At 53.2% G+C, this 26,342-nt stretch carries 27 protein-coding genes and 1 tRNA gene; 23 read left to right on the forward strand and 5 right to left on the reverse strand.

All coding sequences use genetic code 11. The annotated features are described in order from the left end of the window. Positions 1–186: 186 nt before the first annotated feature. Positions 187–774 (reverse strand): four helix bundle protein, encoded by a 588-nt coding sequence (locus tag N902_RS20150; RefSeq protein WP_208596277.1) that lies wholly within the window; start codon positions 772–774, stop codon positions 187–189. Between the two features lie 107 nt (positions 775–881). Between N902_RS20150 and N902_RS19125 the strand changes: the two genes are divergently transcribed. Then, positions 882–1,211 carry a tyrosine-type recombinase/integrase gene (locus N902_RS19125; protein ID WP_084287901.1) on the forward strand — a complete coding sequence of 110 codons (330 nt, stop codon included), beginning with the start codon at positions 882–884 and terminating at the stop codon, positions 1,209–1,211. 160 nt (positions 1,212–1,371) lie between these two features. Here N902_RS19125 and N902_RS0106170 read toward each other — a convergent pair. Next, positions 1,372–1,447, reverse strand: a tRNA-Ala gene (locus N902_RS0106170). Positions 1,448–1,613: 166 nt separating this feature from the next. Here N902_RS0106170 and N902_RS0106175 point away from each other — a divergent pair. The 3 genes from N902_RS0106175 to N902_RS0106185 all read left to right on the forward strand — a co-directional run bounded on the left by N902_RS0106175 (position 1,614) and on the right by N902_RS0106185 (position 5,104). Further along, entirely contained in the window at positions 1,614–3,212 is a 1,599-nt protein-coding gene (locus N902_RS0106175; RefSeq protein WP_027370223.1) for a DNA repair protein RecN, read from the forward strand. Beyond that, positions 3,212–3,997 carry an iron-sulfur cluster-binding protein gene (locus tag N902_RS0106180; RefSeq protein WP_034621988.1) on the forward strand — a complete coding sequence of 262 codons (786 nt, stop codon included), beginning with the start codon at positions 3,212–3,214 and terminating at the stop codon, positions 3,995–3,997. The genes N902_RS0106175 and N902_RS0106180 overlap by 1 nt, the downstream gene beginning before the upstream one ends. A 189-nt stretch (positions 3,998–4,186) precedes the next feature. Beyond that, complete coding sequence (locus N902_RS0106185; protein WP_027370225.1) at positions 4,187–5,104, forward strand: dihydroorotate dehydrogenase; 918 nt, start codon at positions 4,187–4,189, stop codon at positions 5,102–5,104. A gap of 117 nt (positions 5,105–5,221) precedes the next feature. Here the strand turns inward: N902_RS0106185 and N902_RS19650 are convergent, their stop codons facing one another. After that, positions 5,222–5,368 carry a hypothetical protein gene (locus tag N902_RS19650; RefSeq protein WP_153304151.1) on the reverse strand — a complete coding sequence of 49 codons (147 nt, stop codon included), beginning with the start codon at positions 5,366–5,368 and terminating at the stop codon, positions 5,222–5,224. 317 nt (positions 5,369–5,685) lie between these two features. Here N902_RS19650 and N902_RS0106190 point away from each other — a divergent pair, with 317 nt between their 5' ends. From N902_RS0106190 to N902_RS0106230, 9 genes are all read left to right on the forward strand, one after another. Next, positions 5,686–7,416 (forward strand): carbon starvation CstA family protein, encoded by a 1,731-nt coding sequence (locus N902_RS0106190; protein ID WP_027370226.1) that lies wholly within the window; start codon positions 5,686–5,688, stop codon positions 7,414–7,416. Between the two features lie 470 nt (positions 7,417–7,886). Continuing rightward, entirely contained in the window at positions 7,887–8,378 is a 492-nt protein-coding gene (locus N902_RS18635; protein ID WP_027370227.1) for a ferritin-like domain-containing protein, read from the forward strand. A gap of 9 nt (positions 8,379–8,387) precedes the next feature. Further along, complete coding sequence (locus N902_RS0106200; protein ID WP_027370228.1) at positions 8,388–8,669, forward strand: DUF7990 family protein; 282 nt, start codon at positions 8,388–8,390, stop codon at positions 8,667–8,669. Then, on the forward strand, positions 8,670–9,599 hold the full coding sequence (locus N902_RS16685) for an ArsA family ATPase (protein ID WP_034621991.1): 930 nt from the start codon (positions 8,670–8,672) through the stop codon (positions 9,597–9,599). It begins immediately after the preceding gene. A 41-nt stretch (positions 9,600–9,640) separates the two neighbouring features. Continuing rightward, a complete protein-coding gene (locus N902_RS0106210) occupies positions 9,641–10,300 on the forward strand; it encodes a hypothetical protein (RefSeq protein WP_027370229.1) in 660 nt (219 codons plus the stop codon). 186 nt (positions 10,301–10,486) lie between these two features. Then, positions 10,487–11,281 (forward strand): ABC transporter substrate-binding protein, encoded by a 795-nt coding sequence (locus tag N902_RS0106215; RefSeq protein ID WP_027370230.1) that lies wholly within the window; start codon positions 10,487–10,489, stop codon positions 11,279–11,281. 182 nt (positions 11,282–11,463) lie between these two features. After that, on the forward strand, positions 11,464–12,156 hold the full coding sequence (locus tag N902_RS0106220) for an amino acid ABC transporter permease (protein ID WP_034621994.1): 693 nt from the start codon (positions 11,464–11,466) through the stop codon (positions 12,154–12,156). Next, the gene (locus tag N902_RS0106225) at positions 12,153–12,893 is read left to right on the forward strand and encodes an amino acid ABC transporter ATP-binding protein (RefSeq protein ID WP_027370232.1); all 741 of its coding nucleotides are present in this window, start codon (positions 12,153–12,155) and stop codon (positions 12,891–12,893) included. The genes N902_RS0106220 and N902_RS0106225 overlap by 4 nt, the downstream gene beginning before the upstream one ends. 6 nt (positions 12,894–12,899) lie before the next feature. Next, on the forward strand, positions 12,900–13,565 hold the full coding sequence (locus tag N902_RS0106230) for an amino acid ABC transporter permease (protein ID WP_027370233.1): 666 nt from the start codon (positions 12,900–12,902) through the stop codon (positions 13,563–13,565). Between the two features lie 67 nt (positions 13,566–13,632). Here the strand turns inward: N902_RS0106230 and N902_RS0106235 are convergent, their stop codons facing one another. Beyond that, positions 13,633–14,385 (reverse strand): DUF6125 family protein, encoded by a 753-nt coding sequence (locus N902_RS0106235; RefSeq protein ID WP_027370234.1) that lies wholly within the window; start codon positions 14,383–14,385, stop codon positions 13,633–13,635. Positions 14,386–14,472: 87 nt separating this feature from the next. Here N902_RS0106235 and N902_RS0106240 point away from each other — a divergent pair, with 87 nt between their 5' ends. After that, a complete protein-coding gene (locus N902_RS0106240) occupies positions 14,473–15,363 on the forward strand; it encodes a DMT family transporter (protein ID WP_027370235.1) in 891 nt (296 codons plus the stop codon). Positions 15,364–15,397: 34 nt separating this feature from the next. After that, positions 15,398–16,246 (forward strand): MurR/RpiR family transcriptional regulator, encoded by an 849-nt coding sequence (locus tag N902_RS0106245; protein WP_027370236.1) that lies wholly within the window; start codon positions 15,398–15,400, stop codon positions 16,244–16,246. A 329-nt stretch (positions 16,247–16,575) separates the two neighbouring features. Here N902_RS0106245 and feoB read toward each other — a convergent pair whose 3' ends face one another. Then, on the reverse strand, positions 16,576–18,762 hold the full coding sequence (feoB, locus tag N902_RS0106255) for a ferrous iron transport protein B (RefSeq protein ID WP_027370238.1): 2,187 nt from the start codon (positions 18,760–18,762) through the stop codon (positions 16,576–16,578). A gap of 326 nt (positions 18,763–19,088) precedes the next feature. Between feoB and N902_RS16690 the strand changes: the two genes are divergently transcribed. From N902_RS16690 to N902_RS16710, 8 genes are read left to right on the forward strand one after another with little or no spacing between them, the layout of a single operon-like run. Further along, positions 19,089–20,276, forward strand: coding sequence for an ATP-grasp domain-containing protein (locus N902_RS16690; RefSeq protein WP_051564377.1), 1,188 nt, complete (start codon positions 19,089–19,091; stop codon positions 20,274–20,276). Between the two features lie 18 nt (positions 20,277–20,294). After that, positions 20,295–21,197 carry a succinate--CoA ligase subunit alpha gene (locus N902_RS0106265; protein WP_027370239.1) on the forward strand — a complete coding sequence of 301 codons (903 nt, stop codon included), beginning with the start codon at positions 20,295–20,297 and terminating at the stop codon, positions 21,195–21,197. Positions 21,198–21,199: 2 nt separating this feature from the next. After that, entirely contained in the window at positions 21,200–21,796 is a 597-nt protein-coding gene (locus N902_RS18640) for an HD domain-containing protein (protein WP_051564378.1), read from the forward strand. After that, positions 21,793–22,683 carry an HpcH/HpaI aldolase/citrate lyase family protein gene (locus tag N902_RS0106275; protein ID WP_027370240.1) on the forward strand — a complete coding sequence of 297 codons (891 nt, stop codon included), beginning with the start codon at positions 21,793–21,795 and terminating at the stop codon, positions 22,681–22,683. The genes N902_RS18640 and N902_RS0106275 overlap by 4 nt, the downstream gene beginning before the upstream one ends. Positions 22,684–22,707: 24 nt before the next feature. Beyond that, the gene (locus tag N902_RS0106280) at positions 22,708–22,923 is read left to right on the forward strand and encodes a 4Fe-4S dicluster domain-containing protein (protein WP_027370241.1); all 216 of its coding nucleotides are present in this window, start codon (positions 22,708–22,710) and stop codon (positions 22,921–22,923) included. Positions 22,924–22,967: 44 nt separating this feature from the next. Beyond that, positions 22,968–23,651 carry a GntR family transcriptional regulator gene (locus tag N902_RS16700; RefSeq protein ID WP_051564379.1) on the forward strand — a complete coding sequence of 228 codons (684 nt, stop codon included), beginning with the start codon at positions 22,968–22,970 and terminating at the stop codon, positions 23,649–23,651. Positions 23,652–23,674: 23 nt separating this feature from the next. Then, the gene (locus N902_RS18645) at positions 23,675–24,514 is read left to right on the forward strand and encodes a succinate dehydrogenase/fumarate reductase transmembrane subunit (RefSeq protein WP_153304152.1); all 840 of its coding nucleotides are present in this window, start codon (positions 23,675–23,677) and stop codon (positions 24,512–24,514) included. Next, positions 24,507–26,327 (forward strand): FAD-binding protein, encoded by a 1,821-nt coding sequence (locus N902_RS16710; protein WP_153304153.1) that lies wholly within the window; start codon positions 24,507–24,509, stop codon positions 26,325–26,327. The genes N902_RS18645 and N902_RS16710 overlap by 8 nt, the downstream gene beginning before the upstream one ends. Positions 26,328–26,342: the final 15 nt, after the last annotated feature.

The following is a 26,342-nucleotide window of genomic DNA, read 5'->3' on the forward strand; positions in this document are numbered from 1 at the left end:
AAAAAAGATAAAAGCTGAAAGCTGAAAGCTCAAAGCTGAAAGAGATTAAGAAAAAAGATAAAAGCTGAAAGTTCAAAGTAAGCCGCAGAAGAAAAGAAGCTGAAAGCAAACCGCAGAAAGAAAGAAGCTCAAAGCTGAAAGTTCAAAGAAAATCAAAGAAGTAAAGAAGCTCGAATCCTGAAGAAGTTACTTATTATTCATAGATGTATAAAGAGAATTAATCAGGCCTTTGATCATAGACGCTATTTGCAAGCCCTCTGATTTGAGCGCATCAAAATCTTTATCAGCAATCCATCTCTTCCGTCTAAATATTTCAAGGAGGGTCATTGTTTCATACAATGATCCTCGGGCAATATAGCAGTATTGAATAAACTCTTTTTTGGAAAATCGGCCCTTACCTTCAGCCAAATTCATCCCAATGGATGTTGACGAAGCCTCAATTTGTTCCAACAGTCTGTAATGTTTCCTGGGAGTATCAAGGGATTCAATAAGCTCAATTACTTTGACGGCAAAATCAACTGATCTGGTCCATACATCCAGATTCTCAAATCCAAAATCCATTTCTACCCTTTCTTTGCCTGACACATGGGGATGCTCATCTCTATTAGAAATGCCGATGATTTTGGTCTGATTCGCTTTGAGCTTTGAGCTTCGAGCTTTGAGCTTCGAGCTTCGAGCTTTGAGCTTTGAGCTTTGAGCTTCGAGCTTTGAGCTTTGAGCTTCGAGCTTTGAGCTTTGAGCTTTGAGCTTATATCCAAGTTCACGGCTGAACATTTAGGTCAGGGGTCGGGTTTTTGTCAAGGACTTTTGAAGAGGTTTTTGCCCACCCCAGTACCATCTCCGGAGCTACCCCAGTACCATCACAAGGCTGAGCTACCCCAATGAAATCGGCAGAGCCGACACTACGTGTATTTCATAGGGCAGGCGGGGCAGGCCCGAGTGAATCCCATTGGGGGTTCCTCCCCCCCCTTCACGATCTGCGGCACACATTCTGCTCAAACCTCGTTCTTTCAGGTGCCGATCTGAAGGATGTAAAGGAAATGATTGGGCATGCGGATATCGGAATGACTGACCGGTATTCTCATCTGACTGCCCAGCATAAATTACTTATGCAGCGGCAATTGACTAACCCACATGCCTGCCAAGGCGCAGGCACGCTTACGCTAACGAAGCATACAAACGATTTCGATACCGATACCGATACCGACTAGGAGTGGCTGCCCAATCGGATCCAGATAACTAATAACAGTTTTTCATACAAACATTATGAGAATAATGTTAAGGGAAGCTGATGGGTATCTGAGGGGTATATTGATAGGGTTTAAATAAAAAAGGGGCTAGGTCTTGTCGACCTAACCCCTTGATTTTCTTTGGTGGAGCTGAGGGGACTTGAACCCCTGACCCCCTGAATGCCATTCAGGTGCTCTCCCAACTGAGCTACAGCCCCATGCGAAGAAAGAAACAAATCATATCTTTTCCCTTTTGTCAACAGAGAGTTTCAGCCTCGGGCTGGATATTGTTTGTACCAAAATTCACAAAATATTGGGTCAGTCCCTGGATGAATATCCAAAAAGATGCTACGCTGCTTTGCATTGGCAAGGAGCAGATTCATCATGCTGGAATTTTTGCGTATACAGAACCTGGCCCTAATAGAGGACCTGGAAATGGAGTTTGCTCCGGGGCTCAATGTCCTGACTGGAGAGAGCGGAGCAGGAAAATCCTTCATCCTTCGGGCCTTGGATTTCATCCTTGGCGAAAAATTGGGCCCCGGCATGATCCGTTCCGGTCGGGAAAAGGCCTTGGTGGAAGCTGTGTTTCAGCTTCCGGAGGGCGAGACCCTTCTGCGCCGGGAGCTAACGGCTGAAACCGGGCGCAGCCGCGTCTATGTCAACGACAGGTTGAGTTCTCAAGACAAGGTGCGTCAGATGCGGCCCCGCCTGATCATTCACACCAGTCAGCATGCTCAGCAGCGTCTGCTCAGGCCGTCCTATCACCAGCAGCTTTTGGATACATACCTGCCCCAGGAACTGCGCCGCAAACGGGAGGAGCTTGTTGCTCGGCTCAAGGAGCTGCGCTCCAGAGAACAGGACCTTGTGGAAAAGACTCAGGAACTGGAGAGCAAACGGGAGTTTTTGGAGTACCAGCAACATGAAATCCGCAAGGTTGATCCCAAGCCTGGGGAGATGGACGAGCTGGAAAACCGCAAACAAGTCCTGAGGGACCAGGCGCAGGCCCAAACAGCAGTCAACAGCTGTCTGGATCTCCTGTACGGAGACCAGGGGGCTCTGGTGGACCGTATCCATGATCTGCAGCGGGAAGTCCGGACCTTGGCTTCCCTGGATGGGGAGTATACACCTTTTGACCAGCAGCTTGAAGACGTTCGCCAGGTGTTGATGGATTTCGGCTCCAGTCTGAAGCAGGGTCCGGGCGGACAGGAAAGCGAGCGGGAGCTGGAAGAGATTGAATCCAGATTATGGCAGCTCAGTCAGCTGCAGCGGCGGATGAACAGGACTCTGGAGCAGCTTCTGGACCTGGACCGGGAGATTGAGGACAACCTGTCTTTTCTGGATACCTGCCATTTGGAGCTCAGTCAGATCGACAGGGAACTGAAGCAAGTCCATTCTCAATTGGCCGATATTATTGATGAAGTCAATGCTGCACGCCGGAGTAATGCCGACAAGCTGTGCTCTTGCCTCCAGAATGAGCTGCAGCAGCTGGGTTTTTCCTCTGACGTCCAGGTCAGATTTGATTTTTCCACTGTCGAGCTGGCCCCTGGAATCGAAGAGATTCAGGGGCGTCTGCTCTGGGTCCCCAATCCCGGACAGCCTCCCCAGCCTTTGGATCAAATCGCCTCCGGCGGAGAGCTGTCCAGATTCCTGCTGGCCCTGGTCGGGCTGACAGCTGGGGACGAGTTCCCCACTCTGCTTTTTGACGAGGTGGATGCAGGGATTGGAGGGCTTATCCTGGGGCAAGTCGGACGGCGGATCCAAGAATTGGCCCGCCATCATCAAGTCATACTCATTTCGCATTGGCCCCAACTCGCTTCCCTGGCCGAATGTCACTTCAAGGTATACAAGGAAATTGAAGAAGAACAGACGTTTACTTTTTGTACCAGGCTCCAGGGCCGGGAGGTGGAACAGGAACTCTCCCGTATGGCCGGAGGCGGGGATCAGGGCCGGGCAATGGCCAGACAGTTTTTGGAGGGAACATAATGAAGCCGCGCCAGCAACCATCGTGTCAGACTCTGTCAGTTCTCAGCACCTCCTCTCCAGACCAGGAACTCTTCCACCACGTGGTTCTGGAGCCCCCGGACTGGGACTGGACACCGGGCCAATTTGTCATGCTCCGGCCTCAGACCTGGACCTTGGATCCCTTCAGCTCTCGGCCGTTCTCCATTGCAGATTTGAACTCGGAAGGTCTGCATATCCATTATCAAGTAGTGGGCAAGGCCACCCGGCAGATGACGGCCCTGAAGCCAAAAGACCCGGTGACCGTCTGGGGGCCCCTGGGGCGGGGCTTTGCCTATGATCCGAAGACACCGACCCTTCTTCTGGCCGGCGGCATGGGGGTCATCCCCTTTCTGGGCCTCATCCGCAGCCATCCCAAGCCGGGAAATCTGGAACTTCTTTTCGGACACCGCCACGATCTAAAAAATTATCCCTACCAGGAAATTGCAGATACGATCCTGGTCTGGAATCTCCAGGATAAGATAGCCAAGGACTTGAAAAAGCTGCATAAGGCCTTGAAGGTAAAGATCGACGGCTATTCCCGGGACGGGACCATTCTGGCCTGCGGTCCGGTTCCATTCCTCAAAGAGGTTCAGGAGCTGGTCATGGAAAATGAGGCCAGCTGCCAGCTCTCTCTGGAAACGACCATGGTCTGCGGGGTCGGAGCCTGCCTGGGATGCGTTGTGCACACCAGGGACGGGGGCCAAAAGCAGGCCTGTGTCGAGGGCCCGGTGTTCAACGCTGCGGAGATTGTTTTGCCCTCAAATTGAGCTGAATCTCATGTAATGGGAGCGCAATGGAAAGAACATTTCGCTCTTATTAGTAATGCAGCCGGGTCTGGGCCCGGTGGAGATATGACTTGAACTTGGCCCCGCAAGCCGGGGGGCTAAACGGCTATCAGAGCCATGCTGTGCTGATCGACAGCAGCCAATATATATGACCAGACAACGGGAACGCCAATGAAGGATCTACATTGCAATCTGGCCGGACTGGAGCTGTCCAATCCGATTATGACCGCTTCCGGCACTTTCGGCTACGGCCTGGAGTATGCCCCGTACGGAGAACTGCGCAAGCTTGGAGGCTTGGTGGTCAAGGGGCTCTCCCTTGAACCCCGTTCCGGGAACCCCGGGCCTCGGATCGTGGAAACCCCCTGCGGACTGCTCAACGCCATCGGGCTGCAGAACATAGGAGCTTCAAGCTTTGTGCAGGATAAGCTCCCCGGGCTGCCGTGGAAAGAGACCCCGATCATCGCCAATCTGTATGCCCAAAGCAGGGACGAATTTGCCGAACTGGGCGCGTACCTGGCCCAGTTCGAGGAAATTGCAGGCCTGGAGGTCAATGTCTCCTGCCCCAACGTGGCCAAAGGGGGAACGGCTTTTGGCCAGGACCCGGGACAGGCGGCAGCTGTGTGCCGGGCGGTGAAGGACGTGAGTGGAGCAAAGCCGGTCATGGTCAAGCTGACCCCGAATGTGACCGATATCCGGGCCATGGCTGTGGCTGTGCAGGATGCGGGCGCAGATGTCATCTCGCTGATCAATACGCTTAGCGGTATGGCTGTAGATATCTCTACCAGACGTCCGAAGCTGGCCAATATTCACGGTGGGTTGTCCGGCCCGGCTATCAAGCCGGTGGCCCTGCACCAGGTGTACCAGGTCTGCCAGGAAGTGAGCATTCCGGTCATCGGGCTGGGGGGCATATCCTCGGCAAGGGATATACTGGAGTTTATTCTGGTCGGGGCCCAGGCGGTGCAAATCGGTTCGGCCAACTTCCTCCGTCCGGATATGAGCTTTCGGCTCGTGGATGAGCTGCAGACCCTGACCGAGGAGCTGGAAATTTCTTCCTGGGATGAATGGCGGGGAAGCTTGAAGGTCGAATGACGCGTGGTTTTGAAATTGCCAGTGTAGCACATTGGAATAACGTGGTTCTTTAACGTAGCCTGTGGATTTTTGGAGTTTGCCATCTCTTCTGTGAGCCCACTTTCGGCCCGGTATTTTCTAAGCCACATGCCTGCCAAGGCGCAGGCACGCTTGCGCTAACGAAGCATACAAACGATTTCGATACCGATTGAAAGTGGTTACCCATTGTTGTGATTTTCTTTCTTCGGTTTCGTAATCGCTATCGGGATCGGGATCGATATCCATAAACTGAGGGTTCCTGCTGCACCGAATGACATATTCTTTCGATTTCGATAGCGATCCCGATTTCGATTTGGATTATACCAGCTATTAACTCATAACAGTTTTTCATACGAAAGCTTATCATGCATGTGAGTGCCGGGTGACGGGGCCAAGAAAATGTGCGGGCCTGCCGCTTACGGCACACAGAAGAGACGACAAACTCTTATGTATGCAATTCCACTTTCTGTGTCGAAAAGCCAATAACATTTACATGATAAGGGGGTGATACGAGGTCGGTCTGAGGCAAGGAACTGCCAACCTACGTGCAAAGGGGGGGAACGATGACGACCGTGATCATTGTGCTTGGTTTTTTGCTCTACATCTTTTTTTATTTCACCTACGGCAAGAAACTGGAACGTGAGGTGGTCAAGGCTACGGATGAGACAGAAGCCCCGTCCAAACGCATTTACGACGGGGTGGACTTTATCCCTGCCCGGAGAGAAGTCCTGTTTGGACACCATTTCGCCTCCATAGCCGGAGCCGCCCCGATCATTGGCCCGGCCCTGGCCATCTGCTGGGGGTGGGTGCCGGGACTGCTCTGGGTCTGGTTCGGCAATATTTTTATCGGCGCGGTCCACGATTATCTGGCTTTGATGGCCTCCACCCGCTACGACGGCAAGTCCATTCAGTTTGTGGCCTCGGACCTTCTGGGCAAAAAGACCGGGCGCGGTTTCTACTGGCTGGTCTTCTTTCTGCTCATACTGGTTGTGGCCGCCTTTGCCGCCATTGTCGGAGGGATGTTCGTCAAAACGCCTGAGATCGCCTCCACTTATGTGCTCAAGATAGTTGCCGCCCTGATCCTCGGGGTTTTGATGTACCGGATCAGAATGAACTTTCTCCTGGCAACTGTCGTGGGCATTGCTATGCTCATCGCCGCCATCTGGCTCGGATCCCTGCAGGGCATCGCCTTGAGCTATACGTCCTGGATGTGGATCTTCTTTTTCTACATCATCATAGCCGCTTCCATCCCGGTCAATATCCTGCTCCAGCCCAGAGACTATCTGAACTCATGGCTGCTCTACGCCGGTCTGGCCTTGGGATTCCTGGGGGCGGTCTTTGCCTTCAAGGGGTTTGAAGTCCCTGCCTTTTCATCTTTTTCCCCGGTCCTTCTTGGGGGCAAGCCAACGCCGTTCTGGCCGGCAATCCCCTTGGTGATCGCCTGCGGGTCCCTGTCCGGCTTCCATTCCCTGGTCGCTTCGGGGACAACTTCAAAGCAGCTGGCCAAGGAGAGCGACGCCCTGTTTATCGGGTACGGGGCCATGTTCACCGAGGGATTTTTGTCCACTATCGTCATTGTGGCCATCGCCGGGTTCGGGTATACCGCCCTGAAAAATGCCGGGGTGGACGCCGAAACCCTGAATGCGGACAACTGGGGGGCCATGTTCACCAAGGCTTCGGCCTCTGTGGGACTGTCCAAGGCCAATCTCTTCGTTCAATCCTACGCCGACATGGTCAATGCCACCTGGCTGGCATTTCTGCCCACAAAGATCGTCAAAATCGTGGCCGGCATGTGGGTGGCATCATTTGCCATGACCACTCTGGACACCACCAACCGCCTGGCCCGCTATTGTCTGTCCGAGATGGCCCTGCCCCTCAAGGACAAGGCGGAAGGGCTGTACTCCCTGCTGACCAATCCCTGGGTGGCCTCGGTTATTCCAGCGGCCATCGGGATCTGGCTGGCTGCCAGCGGCAACTGGCTGGTCATATGGGGATCCTTCGGGGCGGCCAATCAGCTGATTGCATCCATCGCCCTTATGGCCGGTGCGGCCTATGTGGCCAAGAAGCTTAAGTCCAATTTTGCCAATTCAGCGGTTATTCCGGCCTGGATACTCTGGGTCACGGTGACGGCTGCCATCGTATGGTTTGTCATCATGGTCCAGCCCGGAGCCATCGCCAACAAGCCGCTTACAGGCTGGACGGTCATGGTCATCCTGTGCATTATGCTGGTCCTAAACCTCATGTTCATCTGGGATTTCGTGAAATCCAAGGCGTATAAGGTGAGTGAAGACTGAGGTCGGAGATCGGAGGTCGGAGGTCGGAAGTCGGAGGTCGGAGGTCGGAGGTCGGAAATCGGAGATCGGAGGTCGGAGATCGGAAATCGGAGGTCGGAGATCAGAGGTCAGAGGTCGGAGGTCGGAGATCAGAGATCAGAGGTCGGAGGTCGGAGATCAGAGATCAGAGGTCAGAGGTCGGAGATCGGAGGTCGGAAATCGGAGATCAGAGGTCAGAGGTCAGAGGTCGGAAGACTGAGTGACTGAGAGAGAGAGGGAGGGAAGAGAGAGAACGGTGGGCAGAAGATAAAAGCCAGAGATGAGAGGGGAGGAGGTTGGTAACTGAGTCAAGACTTGGCATGCTTTGTGAATTTGGCGGACAACCGGGAACCTCGTTGGAGGGGCAGTGCTGCGCGTCTTCGCGCAATGCCTGCCCTCATCTGGTTTGAACATTATCATGAGCAGTGAAACTGAGGGGTCAAGGGGGGCTTATGGATCTTCAAACAGCGTTGCAAACCGCAATGAAGGGTGAGATAGAGGGTCGGGAACTGTATACCGCTGCTGCGGAAAAGACGGCGGACAGCAAGGCCAAACAGGTGTTTCAAATGCTGGCAGATGAGGAACAAAAGCATTACGACGCCTTGGTCCGAATGGCTGAAGACTTGGCCCGGGCCAAAGAGCTGACCATGCCCCAGTTTGAGGCCCCGGCTCGATTTGAAGATGCAGAAAGTCCGATCTTTACCCGGGAATTCAAGGAGAAAGTCAGCGACTTTGATATGTCCGCCTTGTCCATCGGGGTCAAGCTGGAGCTGGAGTCGGAGAAGTTCTATAGAGAGATGGCTGACCAGGCACAAGAAGAGGGAATCAAAGAGTTGTTTCTCAAGCTGGCTGATTGGGAACACGGGCACTATGAGTATCTACAGAGTCAGATCGGCTTTTTGGAAAGCTATTATACCAAAAAGTACAGCATGTTCCGTTTTTAAGCAGGTTGTATGCCGCCCAGGATATTTCAAGCTGTTCGCGAGATGCTCAAGGGTATAGATGCCGCTCACCGGGAACAGGCGGCTTCTCTGACCGAAGTGGAGTGCCGGGAGCTGGAGAATATCTTTGCTCTCCTGGTGGTGGGGTCGTTTGTCGGATTGCCGGCTCCACCCTCTTTTCTGGCGGTGGAGCTGCTTCCGTACATGGACCGGGAGCTGGAGCTGCTGCAGTGCAGGGCCAGGGATTCCGGGGACATGCTCGCTGAACTGTGCGGCACGCTAGGGATCGATTAGATGAAGATCTTCTTTTTTGCCGGCAAGGGAGGGGTGGGCAAGTCGACCACGGCTGCCGCTGCTGCCCGGCAGCTGGCTCAGAAGGCTCGGGTCCTGATCGTTTCCCTGGATCCGGCCCACAACCTGGGGGATATCTTCGGGGTCCAGGCGACTGGAGGGAAGGACAGGCTGACGGATTCCCTGTTTCTGCAGGAAGTTGACCTGCACAAGCTGTCCCGGGAATACCTGCGCAAAGAGATCACGACCCTGACCTCCACCTACAGTTATCTCAAGACCTTGAACCTGGACAGCTATTTCTCCACCCTGAAGTACTCTCCGGGAATCGAGGAATATGCCCTGCTGTCCAGCATCGCGGGAACCATCAACAATGAGACATCCTTTGACTACATCATTTTCGATACCCCTCCCACCGGCCTGACCCTGAGGTTCTTGGCCCTGCCCCGGATAAGCATGACCTGGATTGATCGGCTGATCGACATCAGGCGGCGGATTTTGGAAAAGCGATACACTATCCACAGGATCAAAGGGCCCATCAGCTCAGAAGAGACCGTTTTGGCCTATGAAGAAAAGGATGATGATATTTTGCGCAGATTGTGGACCCTGAAGGAGACCTATCAGGATCTAGACACCAGATTGCGGGGCAATGACTGTCATGTAGTAGTGGTCTTTAATCCGGATATGCTCTCCTGCAGAGAGTCGGAACGATTGATAGACGGGTTAGAGGAATTGGGGCTGCCCCTGAGGCTGCTTATCGACAACAAGGTACGAACTGAGCATATTGATCAGGCCCAAACAGTTGAAGCCAAGATGCAGGCTCGTGCGCCAGGGGTCGAACTGCGGCGGATTGGATTGAACCCGAATCTGGAGGATATGGGAAACAAGGCTGGGATGGACGATCTTGGGGAACGAATCCTGCCGGAAGACTGGTAACTGCTTATGAATTGCTTGAAACCAAAACATGACATCCCCCTATGCCTGACAACGACGTGATCATATACCAGCCAATCTTTATTCTCTTTGTGGCCTTTTCTCTGGTTTTGACCTGGGGATATTTCCGGGGAAAACGACAGAATAAAGAGCTTTCTGCCAGCGCCTTTGAGGACTTGGTCCGGGTTTTCAAGCCCGATGACCAGCAGTTTACCAATATCGGAGGAGCCATAGGCTACCACGCCAATCTGTTGATCAAAAGCAAAAAAGCCCGGCTGTCCAGAGTGGATGCCACCATCACCATGCTGCCCAGGCACTCGCTGCTTTATCTGCCCATATCAAAGCTGATCCGCAAATATGATCGGCTGTTTGTGGAGCTGTACCTCAAGAAAAGGCCGGGTGAGGAAGCTCATCTTTTGGAAAAGGAATACGCCAGATTTTCCGGGACAAAGATCACCAACAAGCACAAGCTGTCTGTGGAAAGCGTAGAATGGGAGGGGATGGATTTCGATCTGTTCTTCGAGTCGGAGCAGATGCGACAGAAGCTCATGGATTTCATAACCCACAATCCTCATCCTCGAGGCATACGGCATTTGGCCCTGGTTCCGGAGCAGAACAAGTGTTTTGTGTTCCTCATCCCCAAGAAAGGGGAGGTGGGCAAGACCCTCTCGCCTGTCTATGCGCGGTTGGCCTCCTTGGTATGAAAAACTGTTATGAGTTATTGGTTAATAGTTATCAGGATCAGATTGGGCAGCCACTCCCAGTCGGTATCGGTATCGAAATCGTTTGTATGCTTGGTTAGCGTAAGCGTGCCTGCGCCTTGGCAGGCATGTCGGTTGGTCTAAAATGCAATGCAGAGTACACATCTTTCATTATCAGGAGGTTTGCACATGATGAGAAAATGGACCGGAGTTTTCATGCTGGCAGTCGCGGTATTGGCCTTTGTCGGGCTGCCTTCGCAGGCCAAGGCGGAACAAAAGAGCTTTAAAATGGCCACCCATGCGGCGTATAAGCCCTGGGAGTTCATGAATGAGGACGGTCAGTTCGTGGGCGTTGAGATCGATATGCTCAAGGCCATCGAAGCCTCGGAGGATGTACGCATAGAGGTTCAGAACATGCCCTGGGATGCCTGCATAGCCAGCACGGCCCAAGGCAGAGTGGACGGCATGTTCGGCGGGATGTCCATAACTGAGGAACGCAAAAAGGTCATGGACTTCACTCGTCCTATCTATCGCGTCGATTTCGCCATTGTTGTCCACCAAGAGTCTGATCTCAACCCGGTCACGGCCCTGACCCATGGTGCGGTGACCTCGGCCAACAGCGGAACCACTGGTGCGGACTGGGTCCAAGAGAATCTTGTGGACCAAGGCTTTGACACCAAACTCAAGATCTACGACAGCTATGTGGCTGCCCTACAGGCAGTGATTCAGGGCAAGATCGATTCCGTGTTCGTGGATGCGCCCACCGCAGAGAGCTATGTGCAGGATATGCCCTTAAAGATTGTGGGCACAGTGGCCAGCAATGAATACTATGCCTTTGCCGTTCCGGAAGGCGATCCAAAAGGTCTGCTGCCCATCCTGAATTCCGGGCTGAACAAAATGATAGAGTCCGGCAAGCTCTCCGAGATCTACTCCAAGTGGGGGGTCCCGCCGACCATTCCCCAGGCCGGAGCGGAAGAGGAATAGAGATCTGATCCAGTACGTCACCCGCCCCCCGCCTGCACTTGCGTTGACTGCGCAGGGTACGCACAATCACCCAGAAGGCGAGTGCAGGATGGGGCCCCACCCGTTCGTTTTCGTTCCGGTTTCGTCTCAGCAGCTGGGCGGACCTGCGGGACGCTGCCGGGATACAATGCTTTGTAGGAGTCATGACCATTCAGGAATTCTTGACCACAGCCACTGTGACCTGGGAGAGCATACCGACCATACTGAGCGGGCTCACCCTCACCCTGGAGATCATCTTCATTACCTTAAGCGCCGGCTTTGTGATGAGTATTCCGATTGCCTCCATTCAGGTCTACAGCTGGCGTCCCCTGGCCGTGCTCATGTTCGTGTACGAGCGGATCATCCGCGGGATTCCGGTCATGTTCTCCATCTTCCTGATCTACTTTGGCGCTCCGTATATCGGGATTGAGCTCAATGCCTTCATCTCCGGGGTGCTGGCCCTGAGTATCCGCAGTTCAGCCTACCAATCACAGATCTTTCGCGGTTCTATACAGTCGGTGGGCAAAGATCAGATCGATGCTGCGGAATCCCTGGGCATGGGCAAGCTAAAGGTCATCCGCAAAGTGGTCCTGCCCCAGGCCCTGCGACGGGCAATCCCTGCCTGGTCCAATGAATGGTCGACCATGGTCAAGGATTCTTCCCTGGTCTATGTCCTGGGCGTGGTGGAAATGATGACCAGGGCCAAGATGATTGTGGACCGAACCGGGGTCGCCATCCCCATATTTTTGACTGTTGCTTTGTTTTACCTGATCATCACTGCCAGTGGAAACAAGTTTTTGCGCTATCTGGAGTTCAAACTGGCCATACCCGGCGTGACGACAAAAGGTTTTTCATGAACAGCGGGCACCCCCTTTTGCTGGTCCAGGATCTAGAAAAGAGCTACAAGGGACAGGGCAAGGTTCTGGACGGAATCTCATTTCAGCTTTTTGCCAATGAAGTGAAGGTGCTGATAGGATCTTCAGGCGGTGGCAAGAGTACCCTCTTGCAGTGCATAAATCTCCTCACCCCCTACGAAAAGGGCCAGATCTTTCTGGATGGGGTGTTGATCAAACATGCAAACAAAAACGTCTGCCGCCAGAATATTGGGTTTGTGTTCCAGCATTTCAACCTGTTCGCTCATTTGAGCGCCCTGGACAATGTGACCCTGGGCCCGAGGACGGTAAAGGGCGTCCCGCGCAAACAGGCCAGGGAAGATGCCGAGCGCCTTCTGGCCAAGGTCGGTCTCCAGGACAAGATGCATACCTATCCGGCCGAGCTGTCTGGAGGACAAAAGCAGCGGCTGGGCATTGCCCGGGCCCTGGGGATGAAGCCCAAGCTGATCCTTTTTGATGAGCCGACATCGGCCCTGGATCCTGAACTGATCGGGGAGGTTCTGCGGATCATGAAGGATCTGGCCCAGGAAGGAATGACCATGCTTATCGTCACCCACGAGATGAGCTTTGCCCAAGCGGTGTCCAACGAGATTATCTTTATTGAACAGGGAAAGATTATCGAACAAGGACCGCCGGAGCAGTTTTCCGATCCAATCCATGACCGGACCAGGCAGTTTCTGCACAAGATAGATGAGCAGTAAGGGGTTATGGATTATATAATAAGCATTCTCCCCCAGCTGCTGCAGGCCTTTGTGGTCACCCTCGAGCTGTGGGTCATCGCCGTTGGATTGGGAATCGTATTCGGCCTGCTTTTGGCTTTCGGCCAGGTCTACGGGACCAAGCCGCTTTCCCTGGCCTGCATTGCATATTCGGAATTTTTTCGGGGTACCCCGCTGCTGGTCCAGCTCTTTTTGATCTATTTCGGGCTTCCGAGCATCGGTATTGATCTGCCCTCGTTTCCGGCGGCTGCCGTGGCCTTGACCATGAACTCCTCCGGATATCAGGCCCAGTACTTCCGCGGAGCCATTGAAACCGTGCGGGGGGAGCAGATCCTGGCCGCCGAGTCCCTGGGCATGACCCGGATACAGATTGTGCGTTTGATTGTGGTTCCTCAGGCGATACGGGTTGTTATCGCTCCCTGGTCCAATGAGTGCATCGGCATACTGAAGTTCGCCAGCCTCTCCTTTACCATTGGTGTAGAAGAGCTGCTCGGGGTCTCCAAAATGATCGGGTACAAGACCTTTAAGATCTTCCCCACCTTTTTTGCCGCAGCCATGATCTATCTGGCTGCGGTCACTGTTATTTCCCTTCTCTTGGACTATGCCGAGTCCAGACTGTCCATTCCGGGACTGAAAAAAGGACAGCTGGAGTAGGCGGCCTGCTGAGGCCGCCATTTACGGCTCGGCATGAGACCTCATGCCGGCTTCTTGTGGTTTCCGATTACTTTCGCAGGGTAAATTTCCAGGCGCACCACCACTCATCCGGGTGATCGTCCGGGGGGCAGCCAATGCATTCGGTAACGATCCGGTCGTCTATGGCGGTTGCAAAGTACGGATACTCGACCATTCCCGCCGACTTGCAGGGGTAGTCGGGCAGGCCTTTCCGTTTCCTGGCCGCCTGGACCCGGCATTCGTTCATCCGAAAGATTATGGTCGAATCGTCCACATCTTCAACGGACTGGACGTTGACCCGGGAGTACATGCGCAGCTGCAGGGCTGTCTTCAACCCTTCCAAACCGGGCCGTTCCGGCATGTCGACCAGCTTCTTGATCCGCATGGCCTCAAAGGGGGAAAATCGTGTCCAGCAGGTGTCGTTGCATCGTTTGGCATCGTTCATCCCAAAAGTGTTCTCCACGGCCTGGAACCAGACCCCGTCGTTGGCCAGCCAGTTCACGGAGACGGAATCCAGTATGGACAGCAGCTCATCCCGGCTTTTGTTTTTCAGGGCAGTGGGCACGCCGTCCTCCATTTCAAACCCCAGCACCTTGGACAGGCGCTTGAGCATTATGGAAATCGATCGTTCTCCGGCCTCATCCTCAACATCCACCATGTTCTTGGTCCCCAGCTGGTAGTCCACCTGGCTGAGCCATAATCCGTAATGGACAAGAGTCCGGCGGAAGCCCTCCATGACCCACTGGACCAGTTCGTTTTGGGAAAGTTCATCCAATGGCTTGGCCGAGATTCGATCAGACATGGCTGCTCCTTTGTTGATTTTTGCTTGCATAAAAGCACGATGTCCGGTTTGCGGTCAAGGGACTGACGTGGTAGGAAATCACTTCCCATGAGACAGCAAGCCAAAGCCACTATTCTCGCCCTGACCACAGTCCTGATCTGGTCCACCGTGGCCTCGGCGTTCAAGCTTTCCCTGCGTCTGCTGACGGTGCAGGAGCTCTTGCTGTACTCGTCAGCCTGCTCCGTGGTGGTCCTGGGGCTGGTCATTGCCGCTCAGGGACGGCTCAGGCAGCTGGCGCATATCTCCGGGCGCGATGTGTGGCTTTCCGCCGGCCTGGGGTTCTTAAACCCCTTTGCCTATTACTGTGTCCTTTTTCAGGCCTATGATCTATTGCCGGCCCAAGAAGCGCAGCCCTTGAACTACACCTGGGCCATCACATTGTCCCTTTTGTCTGTGCCCCTGCTCAAGCAGCCCCTGCGGCTGATAGATCTGTGTGCCCTGGCGGTCAGCTACAGCGGAGTCTACGTCATTTCCACCCGCGGGGACCTGTGGAGTCTGGAGTTTTCCAATCCGCTCGGGGTGGGGCTGGCCCTGGGCAGCACGATCATCTGGGCCCTGTACTGGATCTTGAACACCAGGGATGCATTGGACCCGGCCTGCCGGTTGTTTCTCAACTTCATTTTTGGAACACTGTTTGTGGGAGCGGCTCTGGCTCTGACCCAAGGCTTCTCAGTGCCCCCGCTCAAGGGGCTTCTGGGTGCCCTGTACGTCGGGGCGCTGGAGATGGGCATCACCTTCGTGCTGTGGAGTATGGCCTTAAAGCTGTCCCAGTCTGCGGCACAGGTGAGCATCTTTATTTACCTCTCCCCTTTCCTGTCCCTGGTTTTTATTCATTTTCTGGTCGGTGAGACAATACTGCCCAGCACATTTGTCGGCCTGATCCTGATTGTTATCGGCATCGGGGGCCAGCAGGCGGCCAGGCTTTTGCGGGCGGGGTGAATCCCTTTAACTTTGGATGGAAAAAGACGACACTATGGAACCAATACTTCAGCTGCTGAATTCCTATGCCGTCCAGATGACGAGAAAGGAAAAGAGAGTGGCAGAGTTCATTCGGGCTCATCACAATCAGGCCTTCATGCTCAAATCCAAGGACTTGGCGGCGCGGGCGGATGTTTCTGAGGCCACCATATCCAGGTTTGTGCGCAAGCTGGGGTTTGCCAGCTTTCTGGAGTTCCGGGACGAACTGGCCAGACAGTCCATGGAGAACTATTCAACAGCCAATCGGCTGCTGGCCTTAGCCAATCAGCTGGAATCCGGGGAGCATGTTCTGCACAGGATTGCCGGGCAGGACATGGACAACCTGCAGCAACTGACCTCCATGGTCAAAACAGAGGATGTGGATAGGGCGGTGGATGCCCTGTGCGGGGCGCAAAAGATCTACTCTTTGGGGCTGCGTTCCTGTTTGGGGCTTTCCTTCCATTTCTATTTCTGCATTCGCTTCTTTTTCCCCAATGTGTTTATGCTTTGGCCCGGCTGTGGCGATATGCCGGAGAAGATGCTCACCGCGGGAAAAGAGGACGTGGTCCTGGCCATCAGCTTCAAGCGCTACACCAGGGGGACAGTGGAGATGGCTCAGGCGATCAGGCCCAGGGTGAAGACAGTGATCGGGATATCGGACAGTGAACTTTCGCCTATTGCCCAGCTTTCGGATATTTCGCTGGTTGTACCTACCAACCTGCCGTCTTTTCTGGAGTCGTACACAGCCACCCTCAGTCTGCTCAATGCCCTGATCGGAGGGGTGGCCCTGCAGAAGAAGGATGTCGCTTTGCCAGCCCTGGAAAGGCTGGAAGAGGCCTTGGCCGAGTTTGAGACCTACATATAGAGGGTTCTTGGACGTAGCCTGTGGATTTTTGGAGTTTGCCCTCTCTTCTGTGTGCCCACTTTCGGCCCGGTATTTTCTAACTCCCGCCAAAGGGGGATCCCTGCCCCCTCCAGGCACTCACATGATGGACATTGCCTTCAGATGGACTGAGCATATCATGTATGTGAGTGCCTGGTTTCCCCCTTTTGACGGGACCAAGAAAATGTGCGGGCCTTACGCTCAAGGCACCCAGAAGAGACGGCAAACTCTTATGCATCCAATTCCACTTCCTGTGTCGAAGAGCCATATAGAACTTCAGCCCCGCCCGGTGCAGGGGCGGGGCTGAAGCTCTACCCCCAGACTGCGGTTCCCACCTGATAGACGCCCACTGACAGGGCAAAGGCTACTGCGGTGTTGAACACCAGGCTGAACACGGCCCATTTCTTGGATGTCTCCCTGGCCATGGTCACCAAGGTCACGAAACAGGGGGCATAGAGAAGGACAAAGACCATCAGGCTTATGCCCTTGATCTTGTTCCAGCCGGGGTCCTTGGTCAACCTGTCGGACAGAGAAATATTTTCCGCACCCGCCCCTTGTTCGCCCAGGGAATAGGCGGTGCCCAGGGAGGAGACAATGACCTCCTTGGCCGCGATGCCTCCGACCAGGGCGATGTTCGTCTTCCAGTCGAAACCGGCCCAGGAGGAAACCGGTTCCAGCCAGGTCCCTATCCGCCCGGCAGCTGTCGCCTGCAGTTGCTCCGCGTTTTTCTGAGTCCTAACGGCCTGCAGCTTTTTGGTCAGCTCCGCCTGACGGGAGGGAGCTGCCTCCTGGATTTTCTGCTCCAGGGCCTGGATACGGCTGGTATACTGCTCTGCCTTTTCCGCAGGCAGGCCGGGAAAGGTCATGGCCGCCCAAATCAGGATGGAGATAGCCAGGATCACGGTTCCGGCCTTCTTGATGTACTGCCAGCCCCTTTCCCAGGTATGGATGAACAGTCCTTTCAGGGTCGGCATGCGATATGGAGGCAGCTCCATGACAAACGGAGTGGGTTCTCCAGTGATGATTGTCGATCGCAGGATTCGGGCCACGATCAGGGCTACAGCCCAGCCGGCCAGGGTGGTCCAGAACAGGACCTGGGCCGCCTGGTTGGGGAAGAAGGCCCCGCTGATGAGCAAGAACACAGGGACCTTGGCCCCGCAGCTTAAGAAAGGGGCGGTGAGGACTGTGGCCAGCTTTTCTTTCGGACTGCGCAGGGTTCGAGCGGCCATAAGGCCCGGAACTGCACACCCTCCTGGAATCCCGCCGGAAATAATAAAAGGCATGACCGAGCAGCCGTGCAGGCCGAATATGCGCATGACCCGGTCCAGCATATAGGCCATGCGGGCCATATACCCGGAGTCCTCCAAAAAAGAAAGAACAAAGAACATGATGAGGATAAGGGGCACAAAACTGAGCACTCCCCCTACCCCGTCGATAAGGCCGGAAACGATGAGGGACTGCAGCAGGCCGGGAGGCAAAAGGCTTTGGACGCTGGTGCCCAGCCAGCCGAAAAAGGATTCCACCCAGCCCAGGGGGGCTTCGCCCAATCCAAAGGTGATCTGGAACATGCCGTAGAGAACGGCAAGCATGATGCCCGGCCCCAGGAGCTTGTGGGTCAGGATCCTGTCCGCTTTGTCGGAAAAGGAAATCCGGTTCAGGGCGTCTTTGCGCTTGACCACTCCCTGCTTGAGCAGGGAGGTGATGAACCCGTACCGGTAGTCGGCGATGAGGGCTTCGGGATGGGTGTCCAAGGTCTTTTGGCAGTGGCTGCTTACGGATGCAAACAGGGCGTCCAGTTCAGCCGCCACCGACTCGTCTTCCAGCCGGCCGAGACGCCTGATTTCCTCGTCTTCTTCAAGATATTTCAGGGCAACCCACCGGGCTGGATATGTCCCGGTCAGAAACCCCTTGTCCTGAATAAGAGCGGCCATCTTGTCCAGGACTGGGTCAAGATCTGGTCCGTAGGAAATAGACAGCGGCTGCCAGGGCTGATTCCGGCGTTCGCCCGCCAGGCGCACCGCCTCATCCAGGAGGTGCTCCTTGCCCTGTCCGCTCCTGGCAATGGTCTCCACAACCGGATTGCCCAAGAGCTCGGACAGCTTGCGGGTATCGATGGTCATTCCCCGTTTGGCCACCTCGTCCATCATGTTCAAAACGACCAGCACCGGGATTCCCAGCTCCATGAACTGTACCGTGAGATACAGGTTGCGCTCCAGGTTGGATGCATCCAGGACGTCTACCACGGCCTGAGGTTTGTCTTGAACCAGGAAATTCCGGGCCACCAGCTCTTCCTGGGAGTAGGTAGTCAGGGAGTAGGTGCCGGGCAGATCGACAATATGCAGGCTGTGCTCGCCGTGCTTGAGCACTCCTTCCCGCTTTTCCACGGTGATGCCGGGATAGTTGCCTACCTGCTGCCTGGACCCGGTCAGGGTGTTGAACAGAGTCGTCTTTCCGGAATTCGGATTTCCGGCCAGGGCCAGAGTAAATGGTTGGGGCATGGAAGTCTCGTTATGTATCATTTAGGAGCTACAACGGGTTGGTTTCCCTACGGGAGTGCAGAAAACAATATGCACCTGATGAAAGCAGGTCAAGGAAAAATTTGGCTGGCCTAACACTGGCTATATTGCAATGCATTGCAAGAGTTTTGACAAAAATTTGAAAAGTCATTGACAAAAGAAAAAAGTATATTGTAGATTGTCGACAAAATACAGGTTAGCAAATTGAACAGCGTATCGGGTTGAAGTGATGATGGTTCTTGGAAGTATCTCTTTTGGCTAAGAGAACGGAAATTTTTCATTTTGCTTAAAAAAAGGGGGGGTGTGCTGTGCGCCTGCTGGAACATGAGGCAAAGGATATTTTATCTGGATTCAGGATCTCTACGCCGCAGAGGAAGCTCTTGAGCTCTCCTGACCAGGAGCGAGACTTTTCCTATCCGGCCATGATGAAGGTCCAAATCCCTATTGGGGGGAGAGGTAAGGCCGGAGGAGTGTTTGAGGTCCAGGATCAGGATGCAGCTGGCACTGAGCTGAAAAATGTTCTGGGCCAGACCTTCCGAGGCTATAAGCCGCAGAACGTGCTTCTGGAGGAGAAGCTCGAGATCGAGGCGGAGTACTTTCTTTCTGTGATCTACGATACGGTTCAAAAGGAGCCTTTGGTCATCTTTTCCAGTGAGGGGGGAGTTGATATTGAGACCCTGGCTCGCGAAGCGCCGGAGAAGATACACAAGCTCCATATTTCCGTGCGGGAGAGGCTTCCAGAGTACAAGGCCAGGGACATTGTTGCTGAGGCCGGCATAAGCGGCAAGGCCCTGCTCGGGATCGGGAGCGTCCTTTCCCGTCTGGTGGATGCCTTTCTCGATTGCGATGCAACTGTAGCTGAAATCAATCCCCTTGTCCTGTCTTCAAAAGGTCAGATTCAGGCTGCTGACTGTCATATGGAAATCGATGATGACGCGCTCTTTCGGCACAAGGATCTGCAGGAGATGGCCAAGGACAGTAATCGGGCAGGCAGCCTGCGTGAGCAGACTGATTTTGAGCGTCAGGCCGAAGAAATAGACAACCTCGATCATCGAGGAGTAGCCGGTCGGGTCATTCAGTTTGATGGGGACATTGGTCTGATCATCGGTGGTGGGGGAGCGTCGCTCACCGCTTTTGACGCCGTTCAGGCCCATGGAGGCAAGCCGGCCAATTACTGCGAGATCGGCGGCAATCCTTCCGTGCTCAAGGTCAAGGAGCTGACCAAACTGATTCTGTCCAACCCCGGGGTGAAGAAAATTGCGGTCATCATGAATGTCACCAGCAATACCCGGGTTGATCTCGTGGCCAGAGGGATCGTCAAGGGCGTTTTGGAGCTGGAGAGGGATCCGGCAGAGGCCATTGCAGTATTCAGGATTCCCGGAGCATGGGAGGAGGAAGGCTTTCAGATCCTGAAAAAGTACGGGATTACCTTCTGCGATCGGACGGTTTCTATTGATGAGGCGGCGAAAATCGCTGTGGCCAATATGTCAAACTAAGCTCTACAAAGGACGCATATGGCTATTTTAGCAGACAAAAATACTCGGGTCGTTGTGCAGGGTATTACAGGCAGGGAAGCGACCTCCTTTACTAAGGACATGCTTGATTACGGGACCAAGGTGGTGGCCGGAGTGACCCCTGGCAAAAAGGGGCAAAGCGTCCACGGCGTTCCGGTTTATGACACTGTACATCAGGCGGTACGCGAGCATCAGCCCGACTCATCTGTGATATCCGTTCCTCCGCCGCTGGTCAAAGGGGCGGTGCTGGAGGCCTTAGACAACGGCATCAAGCTTATTGTGGTCATTACCGAGCGGGTACCCAGGCGAGATACCATAGAGTTCCTGGAAGTTGCTAGGGAACAGGGGGCGCAGGTGATCGGCCCCAACACCTTGGGCTTTATATCTCCGGAAGTGGTTCGTTTGGGAATGGCTGGAGGTCCTGCCGTGGATGTCAAGAAGGCCTATATGCCCGGATCAGTGGGGATAGCCTCGCGAAGCGGAGGGATGACTACAGAGGTGGCTAACCTTCTGACCACCAATGGCATAGGTCAGAGCACGTGCGTTGGAGTAGGCGGGGACGCAGTTGTTGGATCGAACTTTATAGATCTGATCAAGCTCTTTGAAGAGGATTCGGATACTCAGGCAGTCGTGGTTTTCAGTGAGCCTGGTGGGGTGGTTGAAGAGAAGCTGGCTGAGTATGTTGTGGAGAATAGGATTCAAACCCCGATTGTAGCCTATATTGCCGGTCGGTTCGTGGACGATCTCCCTGGAGTGCGGTTTGGACACGCAGCGACCATTGTGGAAGGGGATAAGGGGAGCAGCAAAAGCAAGATCGCAGCCTTTCGGGAGGCCGGAATCCATGTTGCGGACTTGTTTTCGGACATACCCAAGATTCTCAAAGAACAGATCAAAGGGGTGTAAACATGGAACTCAATGCGGTCCAAAAAAAGATCTGGTCCGCAGTCAGTGAGCTGTTGGCTGATGAACAGGTGGCCAGTCCAGATCACGTAGAACGGATGACAAACTGGTGCCAGAATCTAGCTCAAAGACAGGATGTGGATACAGAGGCCCTGACGGCTGGGGCCTTGGTTCACGATGTCGGGGTGACTGTGGACAGAAAGACGCACTACAGTGCTGGACTGGGGCTTGCCCGACAGATCCTGGTCCAAGGCGGGCTGAAAGAAGAAAAGATTGAACCTGCACTGCACGTTATGGAGGCACACAGCCGCTATGGAGGTCCGGAGCCGGAAACGCAGGAGGCTCAGATCGCCCAGGATGCGGATGCGCTGGAATACATCGGGGCGGTGGGGATTGTTCGGGCTGTAGTTCGTGGGCTCAACGACGGGTCCTTCAGTGGGAGGGCCGCGGACTTTGCTCAGTATCTGCGCGATCTGTTGAACAAGGTCAGCCCTTCCTTTCACACTCGCGAAGCGGAAAGGTATGGCCAGTCCAGAATCGCGTACATGGAGCGCTTTGTGCAACAACTGGAACATGAACTGCGTACCGAGGAGGAGACATGACCGCCCTGGAACCTGTTCGAAGCTTACTGTTCGTTCCCGGCAATAGAGAGGATCGAATCGATAAGGCCCTGCAGTCCCAAGCGGATGGGGTGATCATTGATCTTGAAGACGCCGTACCTCTAAAGCTCAAAGATGAAGCCCGGAAAATCGTCAAGGACAAGATTCAAAAAAATAGCGACAAAAAGGTGTTTGTCCGGGTCAACGCTCTGGATACTGAGTATATTGCCAGAGATATCGAGGAAATAGTTGTTAAGGGCCTGGGCTGTATTATGGTCCCCAAGTTGGAAAAGCCGGAGGATATGCATGTGATTGATGCATATCTTACTCAGGCAGAGAAAGAAAAGGGCATAGAACAAGGCACCATCAAGATTATGCCCTTAATTGAAACTGCCTTGGCCGTACAGAATATTTTCCGAATCGTCACAGAAACATCCGATCATCAAAGGCTGTTCACGGTGGCCTTTGGTGCGGCGGACTTTACCCTGGATATGGGCATTGAGATGACCTTTACAGCTGAGGAGCAGATCTACCCCCGGTCCAGGATCGCGGTAGCGTGCTGCGCGGCGAAGATATCTCCGCCCATAGACTCGCCCTTTATGCTGGACATCAAGAATATTGAGGCCCTGGAAGCCGATGCACGACGTTCCAGGCAGCTGGGATTTCAGGGAAAGCTGTGCATCCATCCAACGCAGTTGGAGGTATGCAACACGGTTTACGCACCGAGTGAAAATGAAGTCCACTTTGCACAGCGAGTAGTTGATGCTTTTGAAGAGGCGGAAAACAAGGGATGGGCAGCAATTCAGGTTGACGGCAAGTTCATAGACTATCCTATTGTATATAGGGCGAAAAAAATTATGCGATTGGCCGAAAGTATTGCTCAAACATAAGGCTATGAGAAGGAAGGAAACGCAATGGGTATCTTCATCAATCTACGGATAGACAACACGAAGTGCATTGGTGTGGAGAAATGCGGGCAGTGCATCAATGTGTGCCCGGTTAATATATTCAAGTCAGACAACGATGCAGTAGCCATAATAGAAGAAAATGAAGATGAATGCACATTATGCGAGAGATGTTTGGAGGAGTGCGGGCAGAATGCGATTGAGATAATAAAGCTCTACGCATAACATATAGATTTATATAAATAATCACAGTGCAGGGATATTTTCGTATGCAGTTAGATATTGGTGATATCCAATTTGAAAATGCTGCCTTGGGTGAGAAGATTACAGATATACTCACCGAGGCCATACTTGAGGGCAAGTTCAAAGGGGGACAGCAGCTTATTGAGCAGGACCTGCAGAAGATCTTCGGGGTGAGCCGTTCTCCCCTTCGAGAAGCTTTTCGGGTCTTGGAAAAAAGAGGGCTCGTTCATATTATCCCCCGAAAGGGGACCTTTGTTAAGACCATCACACTCAAGGACATTGAAGACAACTTTCCGGTTCGGGCACGGCTGGAAGGACTGGCCGCGCGGGAAGCGCATGCAAGAATGAATGGCAAAACAATGGATGACCTGCAGTTTGAGCTCGAAAATATGAAATTCGCTGCAGAACATATTGAGCCCAAATCTTTTTGGCGCCATCACTCTGTATTTCACAATGTGTTCATTGAGGCCTCCGAAAACCAAGTCTTAATTGATATACTGTACAACTTGCGGATGCATAGCTTGTGGTATCAATTTTCGTACCAATATTATCAAGAAGACTTGGAACGGGCATACAGAATTCACGAAAATATTTTTCAAAAGTTAACAGATCCGCATAGTGCTAGACAAGAAATAGAAGATATCGTCCGTGACCATATAGAAGTCGCCTTCAGCAAGTTCCTGAGATACCTAGATGCTCAAGGGGAATAAGTTTGAAGCATGGGGTTCGTATTATGAGCAATGCAATTGAATCGACGCTTTCAGGGAAAAATAAGTATGCAGTTTCGATAAAAAACGTCTGCAAGGCCCTTTCGAGTATAGCGGAACGTTTTGGATGGGCATATGTGTTCTCGTGGCTGCATAGAATATCTGGAGTTATCCTATCTGTTTACTTTTTGTTCCATATAGTTACTTTGTCTGCATTGGATGACCCAGGTAAGTATGCAGAAAAAATGGAAATATTTACATCTCCATTCTTTCTCTTTCTCGCTTGGGCTCTATCTGTCCCTGTAATATTTCATGCGGTAAATGGTCTTCGCCTGTTGCTGTATGAGAGCTTCGGCGTGCGGAAGGATCATCTCCTCATTCGCTTGTGTTTGGTAAGTGTTGTTTTGTACAGTTTGTTTCTCGGTCTGGTTATGATTTCTGGAAGTCAGAATGTGACCCCTATGTTTTACTGGGGGCTCTTTTTTCTGATGGCAGTGGTTATAACATATGAGTTTTGGAACTCGGTGAGATCAACTAGGCATTCTCCATTCTGGATTGCACAACGCATTACCGCTGCCTATCTTTTCGTCCTTGTGCCTGCCCATATGCTCTTTACTCATCTTAACACGGCCATGGCCCATGATGCTTCCGTGGTCACAGCAAGAATGAGCTCAGCTTTTATCACATTTATTGATATTACTCTTGTTCTAGCTATTGCCTACCATGCTGCCTATGGCCTGATTTCCATTAGCAAGGATTATATACGGAGTCCAGGCTTCTATTCCAAGATAGTCGCGGCAGCTGTGATTGGTGTTATGGCTTGGATGGCCCTTTGGGGCATTAAAACAGCTTGTATAGTTGGATAAAGGATTGGGTATGACAAACAAATTTGTTTTTCATGATCGAATTTCATGCGACGTTCTGGTTGCTGGGGCCGGCGGTGCTGGTCTGCGCTGTGTCGCGGAAATACTGGAGAAACGCCCGGATGCCAATATTGTTGTTGTCACAAAGGTGCCTCATCCCCAAAAGTCACATACAGGAACTGCTCAGGGCGGTCTAGCTGCTGTTGATCCCAGCGACCACACAGATTCTCCGCTGTATCACATGTTTGATACCTGGAAAGGTTCGGACTGTACTGCTGACCAAGACGTGGTCAAGCAGATTGTTGAGTCGGCCTGGGATGAAATCTTGTGGCTTGAGCGGCGGGGGATGTTTTATACCAGAAATGAAGAAGGCAAGCTGGCCAAGAGGACTTTTGGCGGGCATACCATTCGTTTTGGCGAGAGCTCCGCTTTCCGGGCGGTTTTCGAATCCGATCGGACAGGGAAGGGGATTTTGGACACCATGTGGGGAGAGGCGGTGAAGCAAGGTGTGGAGTTCTATAACCAGCATCTGCTGACCGAGCTGGTGTTTGACAAAGGAGTTTGCACTGGAGCTGTCCTCTTTAATCAAAAAGATGGGCGTTTCTTGTATGTAGGAGCAAAGGCCACGGTTTTGTCCACAGGCGGGAGCGGGCAGGTGTTTCGGGTGACCACAAACTGCCGGCATAATACAGGTGATGGTCTTGGCGTGGTATTGCAGCACGGGCTTCCGGTGATGGACCCGGAAGCTGTTCAGTTCCACCCTACTGGGGTTGTGGGACCGGGGATACTGGCCAGCGAAGCCTTGCGCGGAGAAGGAGGGATCCTTCGGAACAAGGATCTGGAACCATATATGGAGAGGTATGCGCCCAAAATGAAGGATCTGGCTCCGCGGGATGTGGTATCCCGGGCCAATGAAATGGAAATTCGCGAAGGGCGCGGCATCCTCAATCCTGATCATAATATCGAACATGTGTGGATAGACCTGCGCCATCTCTCGGATTACGTCCATGACGTCAAGCTAAAGGAAATTTCCACCTTCTTTCAAAAGTTTGTCAATATAGATCCCAAAACACAGCTGGCTCCAGTTCGGCCAAGCAATCACTACCACATGGGGGGTATCCCTACTACTTTGCACGGCGAGGTGCAGGATTCTGCGCTTAATACCATCCCTGGGCTCTACGCAATCGGCGAATGTGCCTGTGCAAGCTTTCACGGGTTTAACCGCCTGGCAACCAACTCGATCCTGGAGCTCATTACCATGGGCAGGATCGTAGGCAACAAGGTTTTGGAAAATCTGAAAGGAGCGACTCGGAGGCCAGAACCGTCTGCCGAAGCTGGAGAGCATACATTTACCAAGTTTTCGAGCTACTTAAGTGCCAAGGGGTCGCATAATGTGGACAAGCTAAAATCCAATATGCGCAACATAATGAGCGATAAGGTTGGAGTTTTTCGCAATGAAAAGGATCTATCCAGTGCACTAGATACCCTGCGTGAGCTTCAGGAGGATGCGCGGGCGATCCATATGGAATGCACATCCTTGATCTACAATCAGGAGCTTGTCCAACGTTGGGAGCTTGATAATCTGCTGGCGGTATCCTTGGTCATAACCCAGTCTGCTCTCGAACGGAGAGAGTCCAGAGGCGCGCATACCCGTGAAGATTACCCGGAAAGGGATGATGCTTTCAACTATCATACCTTGGCCCGGATCTCCGAGCCCGGAGCAGTTGAGCTGTCCAAGCGATCGATCAACATGGATATATATGAATCCGGCGGGGAGTATGCGGAGAAGTTCGGTTTTATTGCCCGAAAATACTAAAAAGTTGGATATCGA

It is taken from the genome of Desulfovermiculus halophilus DSM 18834 (genome assembly GCF_000620765.1).
In the GTDB taxonomy this organism is placed as follows: Bacteria; Desulfobacterota; Desulfovibrionia; order Desulfovibrionales; family Desulfothermaceae; genus Desulfovermiculus; species Desulfovermiculus halophilus.

Excerpts from the sequence above, each read along its gene's own strand:
- N902_RS20150 (WP_208596277.1), bottom strand. The coding sequence starts at position 774 with ATGTTCAGCCGTGAACTTGGATATAAGCTCAAAGCTCAAAGCTCAAAG.
- N902_RS19125 (WP_084287901.1), top strand. The coding sequence starts at position 882 with ATGAAATCGGCAGAGCCGACACTACGTGTATTTCATAGGGCAGGCGGG.
- N902_RS0106175 (WP_027370223.1), top strand. The coding sequence starts at position 1,614 with ATGCTGGAATTTTTGCGTATACAGAACCTGGCCCTAATAGAGGACCTG.
- N902_RS0106180 (WP_034621988.1), top strand. The coding sequence starts at position 3,212 with ATGAAGCCGCGCCAGCAACCATCGTGTCAGACTCTGTCAGTTCTCAGC.
- N902_RS0106185 (WP_027370225.1), top strand. The coding sequence starts at position 4,187 with ATGAAGGATCTACATTGCAATCTGGCCGGACTGGAGCTGTCCAATCCG.
- N902_RS19650 (WP_153304151.1), bottom strand. The coding sequence starts at position 5,368 with ATGGATATCGATCCCGATCCCGATAGCGATTACGAAACCGAAGAAAGA.
- N902_RS0106190 (WP_027370226.1), top strand. The coding sequence starts at position 5,686 with ATGACGACCGTGATCATTGTGCTTGGTTTTTTGCTCTACATCTTTTTT.
- N902_RS18635 (WP_027370227.1), top strand. The coding sequence starts at position 7,887 with ATGGATCTTCAAACAGCGTTGCAAACCGCAATGAAGGGTGAGATAGAG.
- N902_RS0106200 (WP_027370228.1), top strand. The coding sequence starts at position 8,388 with ATGCCGCCCAGGATATTTCAAGCTGTTCGCGAGATGCTCAAGGGTATA.
- N902_RS16685 (WP_034621991.1), top strand. The coding sequence starts at position 8,670 with ATGAAGATCTTCTTTTTTGCCGGCAAGGGAGGGGTGGGCAAGTCGACC.
- N902_RS0106210 (WP_027370229.1), top strand. The coding sequence starts at position 9,641 with ATGCCTGACAACGACGTGATCATATACCAGCCAATCTTTATTCTCTTT.
- N902_RS0106215 (WP_027370230.1), top strand. The coding sequence starts at position 10,487 with ATGATGAGAAAATGGACCGGAGTTTTCATGCTGGCAGTCGCGGTATTG.
- N902_RS0106220 (WP_034621994.1), top strand. The coding sequence starts at position 11,464 with ATGACCATTCAGGAATTCTTGACCACAGCCACTGTGACCTGGGAGAGC.
- N902_RS0106225 (WP_027370232.1), top strand. The coding sequence starts at position 12,153 with ATGAACAGCGGGCACCCCCTTTTGCTGGTCCAGGATCTAGAAAAGAGC.
- N902_RS0106230 (WP_027370233.1), top strand. The coding sequence starts at position 12,900 with ATGGATTATATAATAAGCATTCTCCCCCAGCTGCTGCAGGCCTTTGTG.
- N902_RS0106235 (WP_027370234.1), bottom strand. The coding sequence starts at position 14,385 with ATGTCTGATCGAATCTCGGCCAAGCCATTGGATGAACTTTCCCAAAAC.
- N902_RS0106240 (WP_027370235.1), top strand. The coding sequence starts at position 14,473 with ATGAGACAGCAAGCCAAAGCCACTATTCTCGCCCTGACCACAGTCCTG.
- N902_RS0106245 (WP_027370236.1), top strand. The coding sequence starts at position 15,398 with ATGGAACCAATACTTCAGCTGCTGAATTCCTATGCCGTCCAGATGACG.
- feoB (WP_027370238.1), bottom strand. The coding sequence starts at position 18,762 with ATGCCCCAACCATTTACTCTGGCCCTGGCCGGAAATCCGAATTCCGGA.
- N902_RS0106265 (WP_027370239.1), top strand. The coding sequence starts at position 20,295 with ATGGCTATTTTAGCAGACAAAAATACTCGGGTCGTTGTGCAGGGTATT.
- N902_RS18640 (WP_051564378.1), top strand. The coding sequence starts at position 21,200 with ATGGAACTCAATGCGGTCCAAAAAAAGATCTGGTCCGCAGTCAGTGAG.
- N902_RS0106275 (WP_027370240.1), top strand. The coding sequence starts at position 21,793 with ATGACCGCCCTGGAACCTGTTCGAAGCTTACTGTTCGTTCCCGGCAAT.
- N902_RS0106280 (WP_027370241.1), top strand. The coding sequence starts at position 22,708 with ATGGGTATCTTCATCAATCTACGGATAGACAACACGAAGTGCATTGGT.
- N902_RS16700 (WP_051564379.1), top strand. The coding sequence starts at position 22,968 with ATGCAGTTAGATATTGGTGATATCCAATTTGAAAATGCTGCCTTGGGT.
- N902_RS18645 (WP_153304152.1), top strand. The coding sequence starts at position 23,675 with ATGAGCAATGCAATTGAATCGACGCTTTCAGGGAAAAATAAGTATGCA.